At 62.7% G+C, this 22,429-nt stretch carries 13 protein-coding genes; 4 read left to right on the forward strand and 9 right to left on the reverse strand.

The genetic code is table 11. The annotated features are described in order from the left end of the window. Positions 1-93: 93 nt before the first annotated feature. Positions 94-165 (reverse strand): pyrroloquinoline quinone precursor peptide PqqA, encoded by a 72-nt coding sequence (gene pqqA / locus ABIE20_RS19140; RefSeq protein WP_009394664.1) that lies wholly within the window; start codon positions 163-165, stop codon positions 94-96. Positions 166-275: 110 nt separating this feature from the next. Beyond that, positions 276-1,796 (reverse strand): acetaldehyde dehydrogenase ExaC, encoded by a 1,521-nt coding sequence (gene exaC, locus ABIE20_RS19145; protein WP_429506592.1) that lies wholly within the window; start codon positions 1,794-1,796, stop codon positions 276-278. A 202-nt stretch (positions 1,797-1,998) separates the two neighbouring features. Between exaC and ABIE20_RS19150 the strand changes: the two genes are divergently transcribed. Further along, positions 1,999-6,543 (forward strand): hypothetical protein, encoded by a 4,545-nt coding sequence (locus tag ABIE20_RS19150; RefSeq protein ID WP_429506594.1) that lies wholly within the window; start codon positions 1,999-2,001, stop codon positions 6,541-6,543. A gap of 38 nt (positions 6,544-6,581) precedes the next feature. On the opposite strand, the gene ABIE20_RS19155 is transcribed toward ABIE20_RS19150, so the two are convergent. From ABIE20_RS19155 to ABIE20_RS19185, 7 genes are all read right to left on the reverse strand, one after another. Further along, positions 6,582-7,355 (reverse strand): enoyl-CoA hydratase, encoded by a 774-nt coding sequence (locus ABIE20_RS19155; protein ID WP_123568331.1) that lies wholly within the window; start codon positions 7,353-7,355, stop codon positions 6,582-6,584. A gap of 14 nt (positions 7,356-7,369) precedes the next feature. Then, positions 7,370-8,497: an acyl-CoA dehydrogenase gene (locus ABIE20_RS19160; protein ID WP_429506596.1), complete on the reverse strand. Its 1,128-nt coding sequence runs from the start codon at positions 8,495-8,497 to the stop codon at positions 7,370-7,372. An 8-nt stretch (positions 8,498-8,505) separates the two neighbouring features. After that, the gene (locus tag ABIE20_RS19165) at positions 8,506-9,699 is read right to left on the reverse strand and encodes an acetyl-CoA C-acyltransferase (RefSeq protein WP_429506598.1); all 1,194 of its coding nucleotides are present in this window, start codon (positions 9,697-9,699) and stop codon (positions 8,506-8,508) included. Positions 9,700-9,717: 18 nt separating this feature from the next. After that, positions 9,718-10,485, reverse strand: coding sequence for an SDR family NAD(P)-dependent oxidoreductase (locus ABIE20_RS19170; RefSeq protein ID WP_429506599.1), 768 nt, complete (start codon positions 10,483-10,485; stop codon positions 9,718-9,720). A gap of 12 nt (positions 10,486-10,497) precedes the next feature. Continuing rightward, positions 10,498-12,150, reverse strand: coding sequence for an AMP-binding protein (locus ABIE20_RS19175; RefSeq protein WP_429506600.1), 1,653 nt, complete (start codon positions 12,148-12,150; stop codon positions 10,498-10,500). A 90-nt stretch (positions 12,151-12,240) separates the two neighbouring features. Beyond that, entirely contained in the window at positions 12,241-13,284 is a 1,044-nt protein-coding gene (locus ABIE20_RS19180) for an AraC family transcriptional regulator (RefSeq protein WP_429506602.1), read from the reverse strand. A gap of 73 nt (positions 13,285-13,357) precedes the next feature. Then, the gene (locus ABIE20_RS19185; RefSeq protein WP_429506603.1) at positions 13,358-14,221 is read right to left on the reverse strand and encodes a LysR substrate-binding domain-containing protein; all 864 of its coding nucleotides are present in this window, start codon (positions 14,219-14,221) and stop codon (positions 13,358-13,360) included. A 112-nt stretch (positions 14,222-14,333) separates the two neighbouring features. Here ABIE20_RS19185 and ABIE20_RS19190 point away from each other — a divergent pair, with 112 nt between their 5' ends. From ABIE20_RS19190 to ABIE20_RS19200, 3 genes are all read left to right on the forward strand, one after another. Continuing rightward, positions 14,334-15,440 (forward strand): 2-aminoethylphosphonate--pyruvate transaminase, encoded by a 1,107-nt coding sequence (locus ABIE20_RS19190; RefSeq protein WP_429506604.1) that lies wholly within the window; start codon positions 14,334-14,336, stop codon positions 15,438-15,440. Positions 15,441-15,495: 55 nt separating this feature from the next. Further along, a complete protein-coding gene (gene phnX / locus ABIE20_RS19195) occupies positions 15,496-16,323 on the forward strand; it encodes a phosphonoacetaldehyde hydrolase (RefSeq protein ID WP_429506606.1) in 828 nt (275 codons plus the stop codon). A 222-nt stretch (positions 16,324-16,545) separates the two neighbouring features. Further along, positions 16,546-22,416, forward strand: coding sequence for an NEL-type E3 ubiquitin ligase domain-containing protein (locus tag ABIE20_RS19200; RefSeq protein ID WP_429506608.1), 5,871 nt, complete (start codon positions 16,546-16,548; stop codon positions 22,414-22,416). Positions 22,417-22,429: the final 13 nt, after the last annotated feature.

Below are 22,429 nucleotides of genomic sequence, written 5' to 3' on the forward strand. Positions count from 1 at the left end.
AGCCTAAAGCATCCCGCATCGATTGCAATCAGACCATCGGCGGGCAGAAACAGAAGCGCCGACCGCTGCAAGCAGCGACCGGCGCAAGAGGGATCAGCGATTGGCGAAGTACATGGTCACTTCAAAACCGATTCGCAGATCAGTGAACGCAGGCTTTTTCCACATAGGTCCATCCTCTTCTGGCACCACAGGATTGCGGTGCATCTATTAATACACCGTTGCCGGTGCGGGTCGAATGCTACTTTGGAACCGTTTCTTACAGCTTATCCGGGCCCTCAAAAGAACCCCAGCGGATTGACGTCGTAACTCACCAGCAAGTTCTTGGTCTGCTGGTAGTGATCGAGCATCATCTTGTGGGTCTCGCGACCGACCCCGGATTTCTTGTAGCCACCGAACGCGGCATGGGCCGGGTACAGGTGGTAGCAGTTGGTCCACACACGCCCGGCCTGGATACCGCGGCCCATGCGGTAGGCGCGGTTGATGTCGCGGGTCCAGACCCCGGCGCCCAGGCCGAACTCGGTGTCGTTGGCAATGGCCAGGGCTTCGGCTTCGTCCTTGAAAGTGGTCACGCCGACCACCGGGCCGAAGATTTCTTCCTGGAATACACGCATCTGGTTGTGCCCCTTGAGCAGCGTCGGCTGGATGTAATAGCCGCTGGCAAGGTCGCCACCCAGGCGCTCGCAGTCACCGCCGGTGAGCACCTGCGCGCCCTCTTCGCGGGCGATCTGCAGGTAGGAAAGGATCTTGTCGTATTGCTGCTCGGATGCCTGGGCGCCGACCATGGTCTCGGTGTCCAGCGGGTTGCCGCGCTTGATCTGGCTGATCTTTTTCAGAACCTGGGCCATGAACGGCTCGTAGATCGACTCCTGGATCAGCGCACGCGACGGGCAGGTACATACTTCGCCCTGGTTGAAGAACGCCAGCACCAGGCCTTCGGCGGCTTTTTCGATGAAAGCGGGCTCGGCCTGCATGATGTCTTCGAAGAAGATGTTCGGCGACTTGCCGCCCAGCTCGACGGTACTGGGGATGATGTTCTGGGCGGCGCACTTCATGATGTGCGAGCCCACCGGGGTGGAGCCGGTGAAGGCGATCTTGGCGATACGCTTGCTGGTGGCCAGGGCTTCACCGGCTTCGCGGCCAAAGCCGTGGACGATGTTGAGTACCCCTGCCGGCAACAGGTCACCGACCAGTTCGGCGAACACGGTAATCGACAGCGGCGTCTGCTCGGCCGGCTTGAGCACCACGCAGTTGCCCGCGGCCAGGGCCGGGGCGAGTTTCCAGGCGGCCATCAGCAGCGGGAAGTTCCATGGAATGATCTGCCCGACGACCCCGAGCGGCTCATGAAAATGGTAGGCCGCGGTGTGCTCGTTGATCTCGGCGGCACTGCCTTCCTGGGCGCGGATGCAGCCGGCGAAGTAACGGAAGTGGTCGGCGGCCAGTGGCACGTCGGCATTGAGGGTTTCGCGGATGGCCTTGCCGTTGTCCCAGGTTTCACTCAGGGCCAGCACTTCGAGGTGCTGCTCGATGCGATCGGCGATTTTCAACAGGATGCGCGAACGTTCCTGCACCGAGGTACGGCCCCAGGCAGCGGCGGCGCCATGGGCGGCGTCCAGCGCCAGGTCGATGTCGGCCGCGCCCGAGCGCGGGAACTCGGCAATCGTCTGGCCATTGACTGGCGAACCGTTGCTAAAGTACTGGCCGGTCAGCGGCGCGACGAATTCGCCGCCGATGTAGTTACCGTAAACGGCCTTGAAGCTGATCAGGGCATCAGCGGTGCCAGGGGCTGCGTAGATCATCGGGACCTCTTGTGCGGTGCGAGCCTGTCGGCATGACAGGCAGCTGGCTCGATGGTAAGCAGGCGCACGGCAGGCGCGAATCGGTCCTTGGCAGGTACCGTCTCGTCAATTGGTAGTAACGGCTGGGTGCTACCCGAATACCGCCCGCTCATGCGCGTGCGCACGTCATATGGAGCCTCCCTCTTTTTGGAAGCCTCGCCAGATGACCGAATCGTCCCCCCATCAGTCCATCGCCGAACAGGCCACCTTGAGCTGCGCGGTAGCCAAGCGTTTCGTCAAGCGCCCCGCCCTGCTCGAAGTCGCCGGTCAGATCCTGCTTGAGCACTGGACCCAACGGGGGTTGCCGCTGCAGCACAATCCGTTGACGCTGTACCTGATCAGCCACGGTGCAAACCACGTGCATATCCGTCAATTGCCGCAAGTGCTGATCGAGCGCTATTGCCTGGGCAGTACCTTGAACCTGGACAGCAACGAAGATTATCTGAGCCGGTATCCGCAACAAGGCCACGACGTGCTGCTCGATGTCGACCTGCACGCCCTTGAGCTGCTGATCAACGATTGTGGCCCGTTGATCCTTGAAGCCTTCCTGCAGGCGCTGGTCGAGTTCTGGAGCCAGAGCGACAAACGCGGTGAAACGCCCTGGGCCTGGTACGCCGGCTACCTGCGAGGGCTGATGAAAAACGCCATCGAAGTCGACCTCATTGCCGGCAAACTGACCCCGGCGCAGGCAGCCGCCGCCGGCGTCGTCCCGGCGTTTCCAACGCTGCAGCAGCGCAACCGCTTTGCCAATCTGGACGGATTTACGGTGCAGCAGGTAACGGTAGACCTGACCCCGGCGAAAGTCATCGATGCCGACCTGTCCAGCGCCTTGCTGATCGAGGACTTTCCAGATCCGCCGAAAGCCCGCACGGTGGTTCTGTTCACCCTGGTGGGCGCGCTGGCGCCTTACCAATCCCCCCAGGGCTTCCTCGACATGCTCGCCAGCAACTGGCCCAGGTCGCTGTTGTCCACCCCACCACAGGCCCAGTTCAGTGAGCCGGATATTTCGGCGTTTGAAGCCCAGGCGCTCGGTTTCCTCAAGCAGCAGTTGCAGTTGATCGGGGTTATTGCCGGATCAGCGAGAACGCTCGCACAGGCGGTCACGCTCAACGCAATCATTGACCGCTCGACCTCGATGCTGGACTTGTGTACCGCCCAGGAGCTGGAGCGGCAAAGCAAGATCGCCTTACTGCTGCCCTCCTGGCTACTCGACAGTGAGCTGGCCATTCGCTACAGCACCTTGCTGGTCAATCAGGCCCAGGCCCACAGGGATGCCGAAGGCAAATCCTGGCATGACGGCATCGACAACGCCGCGGATTTCGCCTGCAAGGTGCTGGATGCGAGGATCCAGCGCGATCATCCCGGCGCAGGCTTCAGTGCCGCCGAGGTGATGATCAGCAATCACCAGGTCATCGCCGGTGCCATTCCCGGCCAAGGCAGCGTGATCACCGATGGCGCCATCAAGGTCGTCAATTTCTCCCTGGCACAACTGGCCATCGACAACCTCGGCGTACTGGCCGCAGGTGCTGTGGAGCTGTATCTGCTCAGCGGCGCTCCGTTGCCCGCCTGGATGGATGAATCCTACATGCGCAGGCTAGTGGCCGAGCTGGACATCGGCGGCAACTATCCGCCTACCCTGCAACGGCAACTGCTCGGCGAACCGGCGCGGATGCAGTCACGGCGTAACCTGTTCAAGGCGCAACTCAAAACCCAGCTGCCATTGCTGGCGCTGGAGCTGCATCTGCGCGACAAGTGCATCAGCCTCGCGGCCTGCCAGGCGGTCGATGAGCTGTTTGGCGACGCGGGCCCCAGCACTTTCGTGCTGAGGCCCCTTGCGCTGTTACGTTCAAGTGGCGCCGCTGCCGATACGCTGCTCAATGCCTGGCTGATCGAGCCGATCGATGCCAGGCAAGGCCCCTGCCTGTTGTATCGCCCACTGCAAGCGGAGCCCTTGCTCGAGTTCCATGACCGGATCGCGCTGTTCGATGCGCTGGCCAGCGCCGGCCCCTTGCAGGATGAGCTACTCGATCGCCTGCCGGCCCACACCCGCCCGATCTACGCCAAAGGCGGCCTGCGCGAACCGCACATTCATCGTTTTGTGCCAGGAGCCGAGTTCGAACGGCTGCCGACGCCGTCTCCCGCGACCCTGGGCCTGGCCGAGGCTGACGGGCCGCTGCACGACCTGATCTACCAGGCCAGCGCCGAAGAGCTGGTAGAGCGAGCCAGGCGCAACTCGACGAGCACCGTACAAACGCGTTGGGACTCCTGGAAACAACTGGGCTGGCTGATGTTCAACACCCTGCTGCCGTTGTTCGAAGGCAACGTGGCCAAGGTCGCCTGGATGGTCCAGGTACTCGACAGTGCCAAGCGCTTGCTTGAAAGTGATGAAACCCACAGCCCCGGTGCCCACCACCAGGCCTTCGCTGATCTGCTGATCAACATCGCCATGATCTTGTTCGTCCATGCCACCCGACGCCTGGGCATCCGCCCTGAGGCAAGCCCCGAGCCTGAGACCCTGCGGCCACGACCCGTACCGCCCAGCAACCCGAAGGAGCCCGCGCCAAGGCCGCAGCTGAGCTTCAGTTGGGCGCGCCCCGACCATCAGCTCACCGCCCGGCAGAGCGCCCGCCTGGAGCGCCTGGCCAGCCCGCTGGCGGTCTCGCGCCTGGGCTCCCCCATCGCTGACGGCGTGCTCCAGGGCCTGTACCTGTTCGAAGACACACTCTATGTCGCCCAGGCCTCACGGGTTTATCCCGTGCGCTTCGACGCCGATGTCGGGCAGCCGCGCATCATCGCCAGCGACGGATCCGAGCCTGACGGCCCTTGGCTGAGAAGAGATGAGGCGCGGCGCTGGATGCTCGATCTGCGTTTGCGCCTGCGCGGTGGCCAGCCGTTGCGCAATCGCCTCACGTCTGCCGACCTGCAGCAGTCGATCGACAACCTGGATCAGGCACTGCGCACCCAGCAAAGCGCCGCCCTGGCCAGCCAACAGCGGCTGCACAATTTTGCCCGGCAGATCAGCGACGACACCGACCCGCGCATCCTGCAAGGCTACCTGGACAAGATGGAAGCACTGTCACAGGATTTTGAACAACACCTGCGGACACTGCACGAGCGCAATGAAAAGCGCCCGCTCAATCAATACAAGACCCTGCGGGCAAAAGCCCTGTTTGAACGGGCGCGTTGCGAGCTGTCCGTGATTGCGACCCTGGGCAAACTGTACAAACCGTTGCGCCAGCGCTTTGTCCAGACGGTAAAAGACGCCGAAAGCGCCTTGCCTGAGGCAGGTACGCACGAACATTCATTGCAAACCAGCCTGCTCGACCAGGTTGATCCCTTGATCGGCAAGTTGATCAACCATCACCAAACCCTTACTGCCACCCGCGAGCATCTGCACAAGCTGTCCAGCATTCGCCAACCCACAATTCAGATGATGGAACTGAGCCTCGACGAACCGGCCATCCGCCCCGCATCGCGGCTGTACTGGTACACCCTGCGCAGCGAAGTGCTGAGCAATCGCTTGCGGCTGGTGGAGACAGACAAAGACTCCAGCGAAAGTGATTACTGGCTCGAGCATAGTTGGCGCAATATCGAGCAGGGCATGCTGCAGCGCATGAACCTGCTGAGTCTGAACAGCGAGCAGGCCGAGGTTCACGCCCGGGTCCTGGACAACATCCAGCGCCACTTCACCACTGCCCTGCGCCAGCTAGACAATCTCAAGCCCTTGCTGCCCGGACAGCAGGCCGCCAACAGCCTGCTGTCCAGGCTTGAAACCGACCTGATGCTGATGCTCAAGGAAACCCGCGCCGATCTTGAAGAGTATCCGCAGCCACTGCTGGAGCGCAGCAGCCTGCGGCAGTTGCATCGGCAAGTACCGGGGTTGATCGAAACCCGTGATGAAGGCGTGCTGCTGGGCCAGCAACGACGCGACAGTGAAGGCATCGTCGACATTCATAACCCGCAGGATGACCGCGTCAGCGCCTCCTACCGTGAAGATCCGCTCACCGGCACCTGGGAGCCGATCCCCCCCGAGCAGCCACTCCCCGCACAGGTCGCGGACGCAGGACTCAGCGACCTGCTGCGCGAAGGCATGCGCCTTGCCACACTCGCCCGGCAAGACATCGAGCGCCTGGTAAGCCGGGGTAAAAGCACCTACCTGCCGATTGAAATCGAGGAAATTGCCGCTCGTCGCCAACGGGCCCTGATCGCGCAGCGCCAGGCCATCGAACGGGCCCTGACCCGGGACAACCAGACGGATGAGGCTGCAGGCAATACCGATGCCGCCTTGCAGATCAAGCAACTGGACGACATCGCCGCACAATTGCAGCGCAGGGGCGAGCAGCTCAGAATCGATGCGGCCCTGGCCCAGCCACCGAGCATGCGTGAGCTCGAGTTTCTGCTGCGCAAAGGTCAGGTCAAGCTCAAGCCGACCGGGCGGCGCAAATCATTGGCACGGACCCGGGACTGGGCCCAGGATTACCTGGATGAATACGTGGTTCTGCATGCCAACAAACCCTTGTGGTATGCCCATTTCCATTACGCTGCCGAGAACACCGCAAAAGACGAGTTCAAGGCCGGCCACCTCAAGTTGGCCAGCCAGCGCTACGACCGCGGGCAATACACCGAAAGCGACAAGGGCCAGCGCGTGATGGTCCATCGCGGCCCCATCAGCCTGGCCGCAGCACGCCAGTGGTTCTTCACGGATTGATAACCCGCGCGGGCGCTGCTGACAGCGCCCGCTCAATCTCAACGATCCTTGAACTGCGCCTCACGCTTGGCGATGAACGCCGCCATGCCTTCCTTCTGGTCTTCGGTGGCGAAGGCTGCATGGAACACCCGACGCTCGAAACGCACACCCTCGGCCAAATTGACCTCGAATGCACGGTTGACGCTTTCCTTGACCATCATGGTCATCGGGATCGACTTGCTGGCGATGGTCGCCGCCACTTTCAGCGCTTCTTCAAGCAGCTCGGCCTGCGGCACCACGCGCGCCACCAGGCCAGCACGCTCGGCTTCTTCGGCGCCCATCAGACGCCCGCTCAGGCACAGTTCCATGGCCTTGGCCTTGCCCACCGCGCGGGTCAAACGCTGGGTGCCGCCCATGCCGGGCAACACGCCGAGGTTGATTTCCGGCTGACCGAACTTGGCATTGTCGCCCGCAAGAATGAAGTCGCACATCATCGCCAGCTCGCAACCGCCGCCCAGGGCAAAGCCGGATACCGCAGCGATGATCGGCTTGCGCCGGTTGGCAATCCGATCGGCGTCGCTGAACAGGTCATCGACGTAGATCTGCGGGTAGCGCAGGTCGGCCATTTCCTTGATGTCGGCGCCAGCGGCGAAGGCCTTGGCGGAGCCTGTCAGCACCACGCAACCGATGTTGGGGTCGGCTTCAAGCTGATCCAGGGCCTGGTTGATCTCGCCTACGATCTGCGCGTTCAGGGCGTTGAGCGCCTGCGGGCGGTTGAGGGTGATCAGGCCGACCTTGCCGTGGATGTCCAACAGAATGGTTTCAAATGACATGCAAGCTGCTCCCTTCAAAGATTGCGCGCAATGACCATGCGCTGAATATCGCTGGTGCCTTCGTAGATCTGGCAGACCCGCACATCGCGGTAAATGCGCTCCAGCGGAAAGTCGCTCAGATAGCCATATCCGCCGAGGGTCTGCAAGGCATCCGAACAGACCTTTTCGGCCATTTCCGAGGCGAAAAGCTTGGCCATCGAGGCTTCGACCAGCGCCGGACGCCCGGCATCGCGCAGCGCCGCGGCATGCAGCACCATCTGCCGGGCCACGGCGACACGGGTGGCCATGTCGGCCAGGCGGAAGGCCACGGCCTGGTGATCGATCAACGGCTTGCCGAAGCTTTCGCGCTCGCGGGCATAGTCACGGGCCACTTCAAAAGCGGCGCGGGCCATGCCTACCGACTGCGAGGCAATGCCGATACGCCCGCCTTCAAGGTTGGCCAGGGCGATCTTGTAGCCTTGGCCCTCCTCACCGAGGCGGTTGGCCACCGGCACGCGCAGGTTTTCAAAGACAATCTGGCAGGTGTCGGAGGCGTGCTGGCCGAGTTTGTCCTCGACCCGCGCCACTTGGTAACCCGGCGAATCAGTGGGCACGATGAAGGCGCTGATGCCGCGCTTGCCGGCCTCGGGGTCGGTCACCGCAAACACGATCACCACCCCGGCGTTCTGCCCGGAAGTGATGAACTGCTTGCAGCCGTTGAGCACGTAGTGATCGCCATCGCGGCGGGCACGGGTCTTCAGGCTGCTGGCATCGGAACCGGCCTGCGGCTCGGTCAGGGCGAAGGCGCCAAGCATGGCGCCACTGGCCAGGGGGGTGAGGAACTGCTGCTTCTGTTGCTCGGTGCCGAACTTGAGGATCGGTACACAGCCCACCGAATTGTGCACGCTCATGATGGTTGAGCAGGCGCCATCGCCCGCGGCGATTTCTTCCAGGGCCATGGCGTAGGCGACATAGCCGGTATCGCTACCGCCCCACTGCTCCGGCACCAGCATGCCGAACAGGCCCAGTTCGGCCATCTCCTGGATGGCTTCCTTGGGGAAGCGGTGCTCGCGATCCCACTGCTCGGCAAACGGGCGCAGGCGTTCCTGGGCGAACTGGCGCACCGCGTCGCTGATTTGCTGTTGTTCGTCATTGATTAGCATGGTGCACCTCAGTACAGACACTCGACGGCCATGGCCGTGGCTTCACCGCCGCCAATGCAGATGGCGGCAATGCCGCGATGCAGGCCTTTCTGGCGCAGGGCCGCCAGCAAGGTGACCAGGATGCGTGCGCCCGAAGCGCCGATCGGGTGGCCCAGGGCGCAAGCGCCGCCATGCACGTTGACCTTGTCGTGCGGCAGGTCCAGGTGCTTCATCGCCGCCAGGGTGACCACGGCAAAGGCTTCGTTGATTTCGAACAGATCGACCTCGGCCAGGTTCCAGCCGGTGCGTTTGATCAGTTTGTCGATCGCGCCGATCGGTGCGCTGGGGAACAGCGCCGGTGTGTCGGCGAACGCCGCGTGACCATGGATCACCGCCAACGGCTTCAGGCCTTGCTTCTCGGCCTGCGAGCGACGCATCAGCACCAGCGCTGCCGCGCCATCGGAGATTGAGCTTGAGTTGGCCGCAGTCACCGTGCCGCCCTCGCGGAAGGCCGGCTTGAGTTGCGGGATCTTGTCCAGACGGGCCTTGGGTGGCTGTTCGTCGTCGCTGATCAGGCGCTGGGTCTTGCCCTCGGTGACTTCGACCGGGACGATCTCGCTGGCGAAGCTGCCGTCCTTGATGGCCTGCTGGGCGCGGGTCAGCGAGGCAATGGCGAAATCGTCCTGCTGCTGGCGGGTAAAGCCATTGCTCTGGGCGCAGTCCTCGGCAAAGGTGCCCATCAGGCGTCCCTTGTCGTAGGCGTCTTCAAGGCCGTCGAAGAACATGTGGTCGATGATCTTGCCATGGCCCATGCGGTAGCCGCTGCGCGCCTTGTCCAGCAGGTAGGGAGCGTTGGACATGCTCTCCATGCCGCCAGCCACGACCACATCGGCGCTGCCGGCCAGCAGCAGGTCGTGGGCCATGATTGCCGCCTGCATGCCCGAGCCGCACATCTTGTTCAGGGTGGTGCAGGTGGTGCCCTTGTTCAGGCCGGCGCCCAGCGCCGCCTGGCGTGCCGGGGCCTGGCCCAGACCTGCCGGCAGTACGCAGCCGAACAGCACTTGTTCGACGCTGTCCGGGGCAACACCTGCGCGCTCGACGGCCGCGCGAATGGCGGCAGCGCCCAGTTGCGGCGCGGTGAGGCTTTTCAGGTCGCCCTGCAGGCCGCCCATGGGCGTGCGCACGGCGCTGACGATTACGATCGGATCATTGGCGAGGGTCATGATTGAGTGCTCCTGAAATTACTTGGCAGCCATGCGCAAGGCGCCGTCGAGACGGATCACCTCACCGTTGAGCATGCTGTTTTCGATAATGTGGCGGGCCAGCGCGGCGTATTCCTGCGGGCGGCCCAGGCGTGGCGGAAACGGTACTCCGGCGGCCAGCGAGTCGCGCACTTCCTGGGTCATGCCGGCCATCATCGGGGTTTCGAAAATGCCTGGGGCGATGGTCATCACGCGGATGCCGAAGCGCGCCAGTTCACGGGCCGCCGGCAGGGTCAGGCTGGCAATCGCGCCCTTGGAGGCGGCGTAGGCGGCCTGGCCGATCTGGCCGTCGTAGGCGGCAATCGAGGCGGTATTGATGATCACCCCCCGTTCGCCGTCAGCGCCCGCCTCGCCTTCGGCCATGGCCGCAGCGGCCAGGCGCAACAGGTTGAAGCTGCCAATCAGGTTGACATTGATGACCCGGCTGAAGCTTTCCAGGCCATGCGGGCCGTTCTTGCCCAGGACCTTTTCAGCACCGACGATACCCGCGCAGTTGATCAGCCCGTGCAGGCTGCCGAACGCAGCAGCGGCGGCATCGACTGCAGCCTTGGCGGCAGCTTCCTGGCTGATATCGGCCACCGCGAAGTGCGCCTTGGCGCCCAGCTCGCGGGCTTTGGCGGCAACTGCCTCGGCATTGAGGTCGACCAGCATCACCTGGGCACCAGCCTCGATGAGCATCTGCGCGGTAGCGGCGCCCAGCCCGGACGCTGCGCCGCTGACGATAAAGTTCTTGTTGGCAATCTGCATGATGGTGATTCCTCAGGCGCTGGTGGTAGTAGCCAGCGCGGCGTGTTGTTTGGCTATTTCCTGATTGCGCAGGATGAAACGCTGCAGCTTGCCGCTCGGGGTCTTGGGCAGCTCGCTGACGAATTCGATTTCCCGTGGGTAGGCGTGGGCGTACAGGCGCTGACGCACGTGCTGTTTGAGCGCCTCTGCCAGTTCTTCGCTGGGCTGTTTGCCTTGGGCCAGCACCACGAACGCCTTGATCAATTCGGTACGCTCAGGGTCCGGTTTACCCACCACCGCAGCTTCGATCACCGCCGGGTGTTCGATCAGCGCGCTCTCGACATCGAACGGCCCGACCCGGTAACCGGAGGTGGTGATCACGTCGTCACTGCGGCCAACGAAGCTGATGCTGCCGTCGTTGTTGAGCTCGACGGTGTCGCCGCTCAGGTAGTACTTGCCGACGAACGCCTTGGTCGGCAAACCGTGATAGCCGGCAAACCAGCACAGCGGCGACTGCTCGCGATCGACGGCGAGAATGCCCGGCTGCCCGGCCGGCAGTTCGTTGTACTGTTCATCGAGCACCACGATGCGGTGGCCGGGGATGGCAAAGCCGGCCGAGCCCAGGTGCACAGGGTGCTGCAAGCCGTGGTGGTTGCACAGGACCATGCCCAGCTCAGTCTGCCCGTAGTGGTCGTGGATGGTCACGGCCAGCTCGTCGGCAAACCAGCGGATCACCTCTGGGTTGAGCGGCTCGCCGGCGCTGCTGAGCACCCGCAGGCGGCCCTTGATCGGTGCGCTGAACTCGCTGCCAGCGGCGATCAGCAGGCGATAGGCAGTTGGCGACCCTGCCAGGTTGCTGATGGCGTACTTGTTGATGACCCGGCAGGTGCTTTCGACACTGAACGGCCCATCGAAAAAGGTCGTGGCATGGCCCAGGGCCAGCGGCCCGGTCACAGCGTAATAAAGCCCGTAGGCCCAACCCGGGTCGGCAAGGTTCCAGAAATTGTCTTCAGGGCGCAGGTCAATGGCATCGCGCATGTAGCCCTGAAAGGCGACGATGGCCCGCAGCGGCACTTCCAGCGGCTTGGCCGGGCCGGTGGTGCCGGAAGTGAACATCAGCAGGAACGGTGCATCAGCGCCCAGCATCACCGGTTCGCAGTGGTCACTGGCCGCCGCCAGTGCACTGTGAAAATCGATATCACTCGAGCCTGGCGCCGCGCCAACGCAGATGATCGCCGGGCAGCCATGGACCTCGTCGAGCTTGCTGCGATTAAGCGGTTCGGTGACCACCACCTTGGCCCCCGACTGCTCCAGCCGGTGCTCAATGGCCTTGGGCCCGAATGCGGTAAACAGCGGTTGGTAAACGGCACCCAGGCGCCAGGTGGCCAGCACGGTGATCAGCAACTCGGCAGTACGCGGCATCAACCCGGCAACCCGGTCGCCGACGCCAACTCCCTGAGCCCTGAGCACATTGGCCAGGCGCGCGGCAGAATGTTGCAGTTGCTCGAAGCTGTACTGGGCGCTGCGGCCATCGCGGCCTTCCCAGTTCAGGGCAATACGATTGCCGCCGACATGCCGGTCGCAGCATTCGACGCAGGCATTGAGTGCTTCAAGGCTGCCTTGCAGGGCTGCTGCGGCGGTGTGCAGGTAGTTGAACCCTTGCGCCGCGGCACGGTAATCACGCATCGCCAGACTCCTCGTTTTTTATTGTTGGAATAAAACGATTGGTCTGAAGATAGTCGCGCCAGAGCCCTGCCGGGACAATGGTCAAAGCTGTCAATGTCGATGACTGGTTTGGCCACTCGGGTGTCGGGGGGGCAGGATCAGGCTGCGGTAGTGACCCGGGTTGGAACCGGTCCACTTGCGAAACGCCTTGTAGAACGAGCTGCTGTCAGCAAAACCCAGGCGCTCGGCGATGTCGGCAAAGCTCATCTGCTCCTGGGCCAGCCAGGTGATTGCCAGCTCCTTGCGCACGCTGTCCTTGAGGCCCTGATAGGTCGCGCCCTCTTCGGCCAGGCGCCGACGCAAGGTCGAGGCGGAGATGCACAATTGCTGGGCCTGGGCCTCAGTTTCCGGCCATTCGCCGGCAGGGAGCTGGCGCAGCGACTCCTTGATACGTCGGGCCAGGCTCGCCGGGTCGCGGTATTTGACCAGAATGTTGGCCGGGGCCTCAGCCAGAAAGCGTTGTAGTTCTTGCGGCGTTCGCCTGAGCGGCAGGTCCAGGCAATCGGCGGCGAAGATCATCCGCGTGCGTGGGCGGCCGAACTGCAGGTTCTCCGAGAACATCACCCGGTAATCGTCGCAAAACGGCGGTTCGGCGCAGCGCAGCTCAATGGCCAGGATCGGGATGCGCCGCCCGGCCAGCCAGCAGGCCACACCATGCACGATCATCCAGAAGGTGAAGTAGGTGAAGGCCCGGCGCGGCGGGTCCTGCGGCTCGCCAATGACGATCTCCGCCAGGCTTTGCTGGCGCACCAGCGCCGGCTGCAGGTGCTCTAGCATCAGCCCCAGAAACGCCAGGGCACTTTCAAGCCCGGCGCCCAAAGTGGGCTGGGCCATGGACGAACGGCACACAAAGGCCAGGCTGCCGGTACGCAGGCCGCGCGGGTCCATGCAGAAGAACTCATCGTGGCAACGGCGGGCCAGCAGGCGCCAGAGTTGCGCGTAGGCACTGGCGGGAACCCGCGCATCGGCCTGCTGCAATTGCTCCGGGTCGATACCCACGCGACTGAGCAGGGCCTGGCTCGCGGCGCCTGGTGCGCAGCTCTGCAACAGCGCCTCGCGCACCAGTTGCATGGAGATGGTGTCTTTCTCCGCCATCAGCTGTCGTTCGCCTTGCCTGTAGTGTTTGACCGCCATCTTAGGGGCCCGCCGGGAAAAAACCAGCCCCGCCTCATACGGCCGGCGCCAGGCTGAGGAAGGCCTGGATCAGGCGCAGCTCGCGGCGCCGCTCCAGGCAGCCGATCATGTGCTGGTTGATCAGCCCCGCCGCAGCGATGGGCCGCGCTACCACCCGCGGGTCATGGCTGATTTCCACCGAAGACACGATGCCGATACCCAGTTCGGCCGCCACCGCTTCGGTCACCGCTTCGCGGCTGTCGAGCTCCAGCAGCACCCGTGGCTGCACTGCGGCATCCCGGCAGGCCTGGTCGAAGGTGCGCCGGGTAATCGAGCTGGGTTCGCGCAGCACCATGATCTGCCGGTCAAGATCGCCCAGTTGCAACTCATCGGCGCTGGCCGCCCAGGCATGTCCGGCCGGCAGCAAGGCGCAGATCCGTGAATCGCCCAGGCGTTGCAGGTGCAGGCCCTTGCGCGCTTCGACCTCTGTCAGCACCGCTACGTCGGCATGCTCAGAGAGCAGCGCCGCCAAGGTTTCCTGGGCATTGCCCAGGCGCAGGTTGACGGTGATGCCCGGATAACGCGCGCGCAATTGCGCCAGCATCGGCATGACCCGGTGGGGGCCGTCAGCTGCCACCTCAAGGCGCCCAGTAAGCAACTGTCGGTTGGCCTCGAGCATCGCCTGCGCTTCTTCGGCAAGGCCAAACATGGCCCGGGTGATCGCCGCCAGGCGAATGCCCTCCTCGGTCAGCTCGACCCGCCGGGCGGTGCGGCGCAGCAAGGTGATCTGGTAATGCTCCTCCAGCGCCTTGACATGCCCGGTCACTGCCGGCTGGCTGATGAACAGGCGGTTGGCGGCGCGGGTGAAGCTGCCCTCACGGGCCACCGCATCGAAAGCGCGGAGCTGGAACAGGTTCATATCTATCGGCCTGACTTATGGCTGGCATAACAACAAACAATTTGATTGATGACGCACGGAATTGCAACTTAGGCCCCGTAGATTCAGCCCACCGCTTGCGAGGACTACCGGAATGAGTAACGCCCCTATCCTGCTGACCCCCGGCCCCCTGACCACCTCGGCCCGTACCCGCCAAGCGATGATGGTCGACTGGGGTTCATGGGACCGCGACTTCAACCAGCTGACCGCGAGCCTCTGCGAGCAACTGCTGGCCATCGTCAACGGTGCCGACAGCCACCATTGCGTGCCCCTGCAAGGCAGCGGCACCTTTGCTGTGGAAGCTGCCATCGGCACCCTGGTGCCTCGCGATGGCAAGGTCCTTGTGCTGATCAACGGCGCCTATGGCCAGCGCCTGGCAAAAATCTGCAAGGTGCTGGGCCGCGCCTACAGCACCTTCGAAACCGCTGAAGACCAGCCGACCACTGCCGCTGACGTCGACCGCCTGCTGGCCGCCGACAGCAGCATTACCCACGTTGCGCTGATTCACTGCGAAACCAGCACCGGCATTCTCAACCCGCTGGCAGAAATCGCCGCGGTTATTGCCGGCCACGGCAAGCGCCTGATCATCGATGCCATGAGCTCGTTCGGCGCCTTGCCGATCGATGCCCGTCAGGTGCCATTCGATGCCCTCATCGCCGCCTCCGGAAAATGCCTGGAAGGCGTGCCTGGCATGGGCTTCGTCTTTGCCAATAAACAGTCGCTGGCCGCCGCCGAAGGCAACTCGCCGTCGCTGGCCATGGACCTGCACGACCAGCACGCCTACATGGCCAAGACCGGCCAGTGGCGCTTCACCCCGCCAACTCATGTGGTGGCGGCGCTGCACGAGGCCTTGCTGCAGTACAACGAAGAAGGCGGCCTGCCCGCCCGTCATCAGCGCTATGCCAGCAACTGCAAGACCCTGCTCGACGGCATGGCCGCCATTGGCCTGCGCAGCTTCCTGCCTGCCGAGATCCAGGCACCGATCATCGTCACCTTTCATGCCCCTAACGATCCGCGCTACCAGTTCAAGGACTTCTACGAGCGGGTCAAGGCCAAGGGTTTCATCCTCTACCCGGGCAAGTTGACCCAGGTTGAAACCTTCCGCGTCGGCTGCATCGGCTGCGTCGGCCCGGACGGCATGCAGGCCGCGGTCAATGCCGTGGCCCAGGTGCTGCAGGAAATGGAAGTACTGGACATCTGATACCCCGAAGTTTTTTACCTGATCAGCGCAACCATCCGCTCAAGGAACCCTGAACATGAACTACCGCAACCCGACGCAACTGCAAGCCGCGATCCTCGACTGGGCAGGCACCGTGGTCGACTTCGGCTCCTTCGCCCCGACCCAGATTTTCGTCGAGGCCTTCGCCGAGTTCGACGTCGAAGTGTCTATCGAAGAAGCCCGCGGGCCGATGGGCATGGGCAAGTGGGACCATATCCGCACCCTGTGTGACCAGCCGCAGATCGCCGAGCGTTATCGCAAGGTGTTCGGCCGCACGCCGACTGACGCGGACGTCACCGCCATCTATGAGCGCTTCATGCCGCTGCAGATCGAGAAGATCGCCGTGCACTCGGCGCTGATCCCCGGTGCCCTCGACACCCTCACCGGGCTGCGCCAGGACGGTCTGAAGATCGGCTCGTGCTCGGGCTATCCGAAAGTGGTGATGGACAAGGTGGTGGCGCTGGCCGCACAGAACGGTTATGTGGCCGATCATGTGGTAGCCACCGATGAAACCCCGAACGGCCGCCCATGGCCGGCCCAGGCCCTGGCCAACGTCATCGCCTTGGGAATCGATGATGTCGCCGCCTGCGTCAAGGTCGACGACACTGTGCCAGGCATCCTCGAAGGCCGGCGTGCCGGCATGTGGACGGTAGCGCTGGTGTGCTCGGGCAACGCCCTGGGGCTGACCTATGAAGGCTACCGCGCCCTGGCCTCGGACACCCTCGACAGCGAACGCAAGCGCATTCATGCGTTGTTCGCAGGCTCGCGCCCGCACTACCTGATCGACACCATCAACGAACTGCCAGAGGTGATCGCTGATATCAACCAGCGCCTGGCTCGTGGGGAAATGCCGCAGGCCGTGTAAGCGCCTTGCATAGCAATTGAACGGGCAGGACAAGTTATCCGACTTGACCTGCCTGTTTGCCCAGGCCACCCCAGGCAAATGACAGAAGGTGTTAGATATAGTCGTTATTGCCGCAAAATTACGATATTTTCGCCGACATTCTTAACCAACATTCAAACTTTTTCCCTTGAGCTTTGCACCGTACGCTCAGCGTTCATACCTCAAGGAAGAAGGTTTCTACTGATGACTGTTGACCTCAGTTCCCCCACCCGACCAACCGATCTCACACCCATCTCAAGCAAGTTACCCGCGTGGCTGATCAACGCTCCCGCCGCCACTCATGCTGCACTGCGCAAAGTCGATGTGCAGACGTTGCCCTGGCTCAGCGGCGCGCGGGAAACCGATGCGCAAACCCTAGAGCAACTGCAAAAGGTCTATGTCCGCCATCGGCGCCATGAGCAACGAATCCAGCAGGTACTTGCTGCACTCCCGGCCATCGAGACCTATGCCGAGCCTTTGTTGAAAGCCAAGCTACAGGAGCGTTTCGGCCTGGACGTCGATGTGCGCAACAGCTATCTGTTCCACGCCCGGCGTGTGGTCTTCGACGGCTCCTTCCTGACGGTTTCACAAGATCCGGCGGTCAAGGCTGGCGCCGCGATAAAAGCCGCTACCCAGTCACTGCTGGCCTGTGCCCTGCAGAACTTCGAAGCCTGGGAAGCCGTGCCGGGCGCCATGACTGACGATCGCGGGCGGACATCGATCGCCTCGCGCATCTATTACTCCGACCCGGCACTCAACCGGCCCGGGCGCTACCCCGACGAGTCGCCGCTGAATATCGTTCCCGAGCAGTTTGCCGCCCTGTGCCGCGAACTTGACCTGGGCGGCACCTACCAACAGTTGATACAGCGCGTACTCAACCCGGTGTCCGCTGCGGGTGACGCTGCCGACGCCACCAGCGCCAACCTGCGCGCCGACTTCAAACAGCTCGAGCAATCGACGTTCCTCCTGCACACGCACATTGCGCGATTGAAAAAAACCATTAGCCCGCAAATGCATGGCGTCCTGGTGGATATCGCCCGCAACAAACCGGCAACCCTGGAGGGCGTTGCGGTAACGCGTAACTTTCTCAAACTCTGGGATGTCGAACTCAGCGCAATCGTTGTCTTCGGCAAGGACCGCAGTGCGAGCCAGCACAGCGAAAAGGTCGTGGTCTACATTCCCGATGACCCCTACGACCCGCTCAGGGAATACCCCTCGCTCGCGCACTTTTTCGCGTCTCTGCGCGACAGTTTTCTGAAGCCGGATTATCAGCAGTTTTTTGCCCGATTTGTTCCAGCACGACAGCGCGCTCAGCTCTTTGCTCGCCTGCGCCAGGCGTTTTATCCCAAAGTCTGGAACAGTGCCGCCGGTTACTTTGAAGAAAAACTCGACCGCAATGCCTCACTGCATCTGCGCGAAGGAACGTTCTTCGGCAACCTGCTCAATGCCCTGTACCAGCAAAAAATCGCCCAGCTCAAGGATGATGCGCTGTTTCACGGCGTACCCACAGCCGCTGAAGACCACAAGTCGCTGCAGGACAAGCTGCTGTACTTTGTCCAGACCACGTTCAACGTGCTCAATATCGCCGCATTCGTGGTGCCGGTGCTCGGCGAGGTGATGCTGGCCGTCACCGCCGTACAACTGTGCAACGAAGTCTATGAAGGCATCGAGAGCCTGGCCAAGGGCGAGAGCCAGCAAGCCTGGGGCTACCTGATGGATGTAGTCGAAAACCTGGCGATGATCGCCGCCCTGGGAGGCCTCTCGGCCGCAGGGGGCGGCGCTGTGGTACAAGCCCCTGAGCTGGTCAGGCAGATGCATACCGTGCAACTGGCTGATGGCAGCACCCGCCTGTGGAAGCCCGACCTGCAGCCATTCGCCCATGACCTGCGGCTACCCGCTGGCCTAAAGCCCAATGTTTCCGGGCTCTACGACTACCAGGGCCGACAATGGCTGGTGCTCGAAGGCCGCACCTACACGGTCAAGCCGCCCGCTGGCAGCGCGCCCTACCGGCTTGAACATCCGTGGCGCATGGGCGCCTACGAGCCGCCTTTGCGCCATAACCAGGCAGGCGCCTGGCTGCAGATTACCGACCAGCCGCTTGAGTGGGAAGGCATCCGCCTGTTCCGACGGCTCGGACATGTCGGCGCCGAGTTCTCCGATGAAGTCGCCAGCACTATCATGCGCGTCAGCGAAACCCATCAGGCACAATTGCGCCACGCATTGAGCGAAGGCCTGCGCCCGCCGGCGCTGTTCACTGACACACTACAACGCTTCCAGCTGGAACAAGACCTCGACCACTTCAGCCGCCAACTGCAAGCACAAGACCCAGGCGCAGATCCGGCCCTGCAACTGCAGCTCCTCACCGAGGCGCCCGGGTGGCCGAACAGTCGCGCGCTGACCGTGCTCGACGAGCAGGGTAAGGTGCTTGCGCAGTATCACAGCCAGAGTGGCAATGCGCTGTCCCGCCCCCTGCAGGTACAGCTCGATGGTGGTGACGCCCTCGAAGCGCTGATGCGGCAAATGAGCAAGGCAGAACTCGAAGGACTGCTGCAACACCCGTTGGGTTCAGGCGAGCCCAACTTCACCACAGCCAAACGCCAGTTACAGCAACAACTGGCGACTGAGGTAAAAACACACAAACCCCGACTGTTCAATGAACGCTACCAGGCACTGCAAAAAACCGACGCTGGCCCGGTGCTGCAGATCCAGCAAGCCTTCAGCGGCCTGCCCACGGTGGTGGTCGAGGAACTGCTACGCCACGCCACCCCGGCGGAGCTTGAGCAACTGCACGTCACCGCACGCGTGCCCATCCGCCTTGGCGAAGAAGCCCGTGCCTACCAGCATAAGCTGCGTCTGAATCGTGCGTATGAAGGGCTGTATCTGGACGCTGGCAGCAGTCCCGACAGCGAGCGTCTGGTGCTGCACACCCTGAGCACCCTGCACGGCTGGCCCACCGACCTGCGCCTGAAGGTACGCGAGGGGTCAATCCAGGGGGCGCTACTCGACAGCATCGGCAGCAGCGAAGCGAGCATTGGCAATGTCCTGGTCAGCGATGGCACCACCTACCGCACCTACGATGCCGACGGGCGCCAGTTACATGGCCGTGACAACCTCTATGCGGCAGTCCTGCATGCGCTACCGGACGCCCAGCGCTCCGCCTTGGGCTTTGCCGATGTCAGCCAGCATGCGGCGCTCAAGCAGGCCGTACAGGCACAACCGTTACTGCCCCGGCACAGCTTGCGAGCCGTGCTGAAGATGCAAGCGCTCAAGCCCGGTGCCCGCTCCCCGATGCGCCTGGCCGATGGCAGGCTTGGTTTCCCGTTGAGCGGACGCGGCAGGCTGGCGGGCTTCATCCTCGAAGAGACGCTGCTGGACAAGATCCGTCTGCTTGAATTCGAGCACGCCTTTCCCGAGCAGATCCTGCAGATGTTCTACGACGCGCAGTGGAGCCGTGCCGACATCGACCAGCGCCTGGATCAACTGCTTGCAGAGCAACAGAGCCTGCGCAATCACCTTTCCAACTGGACCGATGCCGCCAGTTCAATGCCGCCCTTGAGCGCTGCGCGCATGAACAGCCGCACACGCATCGCCGAGGCGTTATGGCGTCACTGGCGCGCCAACAACCTGCCCGAGCTGAGTCAAGCCACCACCCCGTTGCAACTGGCAGACGTTTACCTGAGCGACTTCCCAGCGCAATTGCCCGACTTTATCCAGCAGCGCGTGCAGGGCCTGGAATTGTGGAACGTGAACCATGACGAAACGCCGATCAATCCGTTCATCACCCTGGACAACGAGCGTAACGGGCTGGGCAGGTTCTTCGGACGCTTTCCCCAGGTAAGGTCATTGGTCTATGGCCAGAGTCTTGGCCAATCCAGCTATCCCTTTGTTGGCCAGATCGTGCTGGAACATTACCCACAGCTGCGCGAACTGAGCCTGATCGATACCCGGCTGTACATCGGCCAGGCCGAAATCAACCTCTACCGTGGTTTCAGCCAGCTTCAACGCCTGGACCTGAGCGGCAACACCCTCAACATTCTCGGCAACATCGACCTCAGCGGCTTGAACCTGCAGTACCTGGGGCTGAACCGCACCAACCTTCGCGGCTGGCCACAGTGGCTCGACAGCGCCAACCTGAATGCAATTGCCGAAGTTTCCCTGGCCGACAACCAGATCACCACGGTACCCGCCGCCGTGCTGGAAAACCCCATCGGTAGCGGGCATCACACCCGGGTTTCGTTACGGAACAACGAGCTTTCGCGGGACACCCTGATCCGCATGCGCCTGAGTGAAGGTGAAGGCAGGCGTTTCAGCTTTGAACTGACCATTGCAGAGAATCTTCGCACCATCCTGGATGTCATGACCCAGGAACGCGCCGCGCTGGATGAAGCCTTTGTGCAGTGGGCCGAAGCGTCCCACTCTGGCGCACCGCTACGCGATGAACAGATTGCCTCCAGGCGCCGCCTGGGCCGCCTGGTGCACGACTTGTGGAGCCACGAACCAACACATGGCCACGTTGGCGCCTTGCGCCTCGAGGCAATTGCCTTGAACGACTTCCCCAGGCGATTGCCGGCGTTTTTCTATCATCGCCTGCGCAGGCTGCAGCTGCTGCGCGTGGGGACCCATGCCAGTGAATTGCACCAGTTTCTCAGTGACTTTCCTTACCTGGACAGTTTGCACATCGAGGGGCATGTCACCCCGCTGGGCAGCTTGAATGCGGCGGTGCCGCAATTGCGGATGCTGGAACACCTGAGCCTGATCGACCTGGGCTTGAACATCGATCAGTCGGCGCTGGCAACGCTGCAACTCATGCCAGGGCTGACTGAGCTGCAACTTGACGGAAATGTTATCGGCGAGATTAGCGATGCCTCTGCATTGCGTAACATCGAACAGTTGAGCCTCAACAATGTCGGCCTGCAAGCCTGGCCGCAATGGCTGGACACGCTGCTGCCGGGGCCGATGCAGCGCTTGTCGCTGGCTGGCAACCAGATCCGCGAATTGCCCGAGCGCATTCTCGCCAACCCACGCACTGAAGTACATCACACTGAAATTTCCCTGACCGGCAACCCGCTGTCCGATGAAACCATGCGCACCGCATATCTGTCCGAAGGCTACAATCGCGCTTACGACTTCTACATGGACTTGCCCCCCGATATCCTTGCCCTGGAGCGTGCGCGACATTATTCAAGCGGATCTTCCCCCTCTTCCCCTGAAGAAACTGAATCCGGTGTTGATGTATGGCTAAGCGGTGCCGAGGACCGCAGTACGATACGCCGAGGTATCTGGCAACAGATCGAAGACGGTGCAGACGCCAGCGACCTGCTGGGGGTGATCAGCCATCTGGAGCACAGCGCCGACTATCGCGATGCCAGCAGCCGCAGCGGCCTTACTGAACGGGTTTGGGGCGTGCTTGAGGTAGCCGCCAACGACACAGAACTGCGCCTGGTTCTCAACGGCATGGGTGCCGAACCCCTGCAGCAGATCAGGCAGCGCGACACTTGCCCCGATGGTATACGCCTGGCGTTCAACCAGATGGAAATCCAGGTGTTCATTCGTCAATCGCTGCAGGGCGTTGCCGCCGAACAGCGGGGCAGCTCCCTGTATGCCCTCACCCGCCGTCTGTACCGGCTGGAGGCGCTGGATAACGCTGCCCGCGAACAAGCCGGTAGCCGCGACGAAGCCGAAGTGCGCCTGGCCTATCGCCTGCAATGGGCCCGTGAGATGGACTTGCCGGTGCCGCCGAGCAACATGCTGTACCGAACGGCCGCCAACATTCGCCCCGCAGAGCTGGATGCGGCGTTGAACCTGGTACGCCAGGGCGAAGGCGGCCAGGCCTTTCTCGACTTTGCCAGGGGACGGGACTTCTGGGTGGATTACCTGCGCGAGAGCCACGCCGATCGTTTCATGGCGCTAAAATCTGCCTACGAGGCCGAGGTACTGGATTTGTACGACCTGTATCCGGATGACAACCCCGAGCAGATTGCCGCTCGTATCACCGTGCTTGAGCAACAGTTCAAGCGCAATGAGAGCAACCTGATCGAGGCGCTGACCAACTTGGCAGGGCAACAGCAACGCTGAACCTGCCTTTGCA

The organism is Pseudomonas sp. 2835, from assembly GCF_050435905.1.
Classification (GTDB): domain Bacteria; phylum Pseudomonadota; class Gammaproteobacteria; order Pseudomonadales; family Pseudomonadaceae; genus Aquipseudomonas.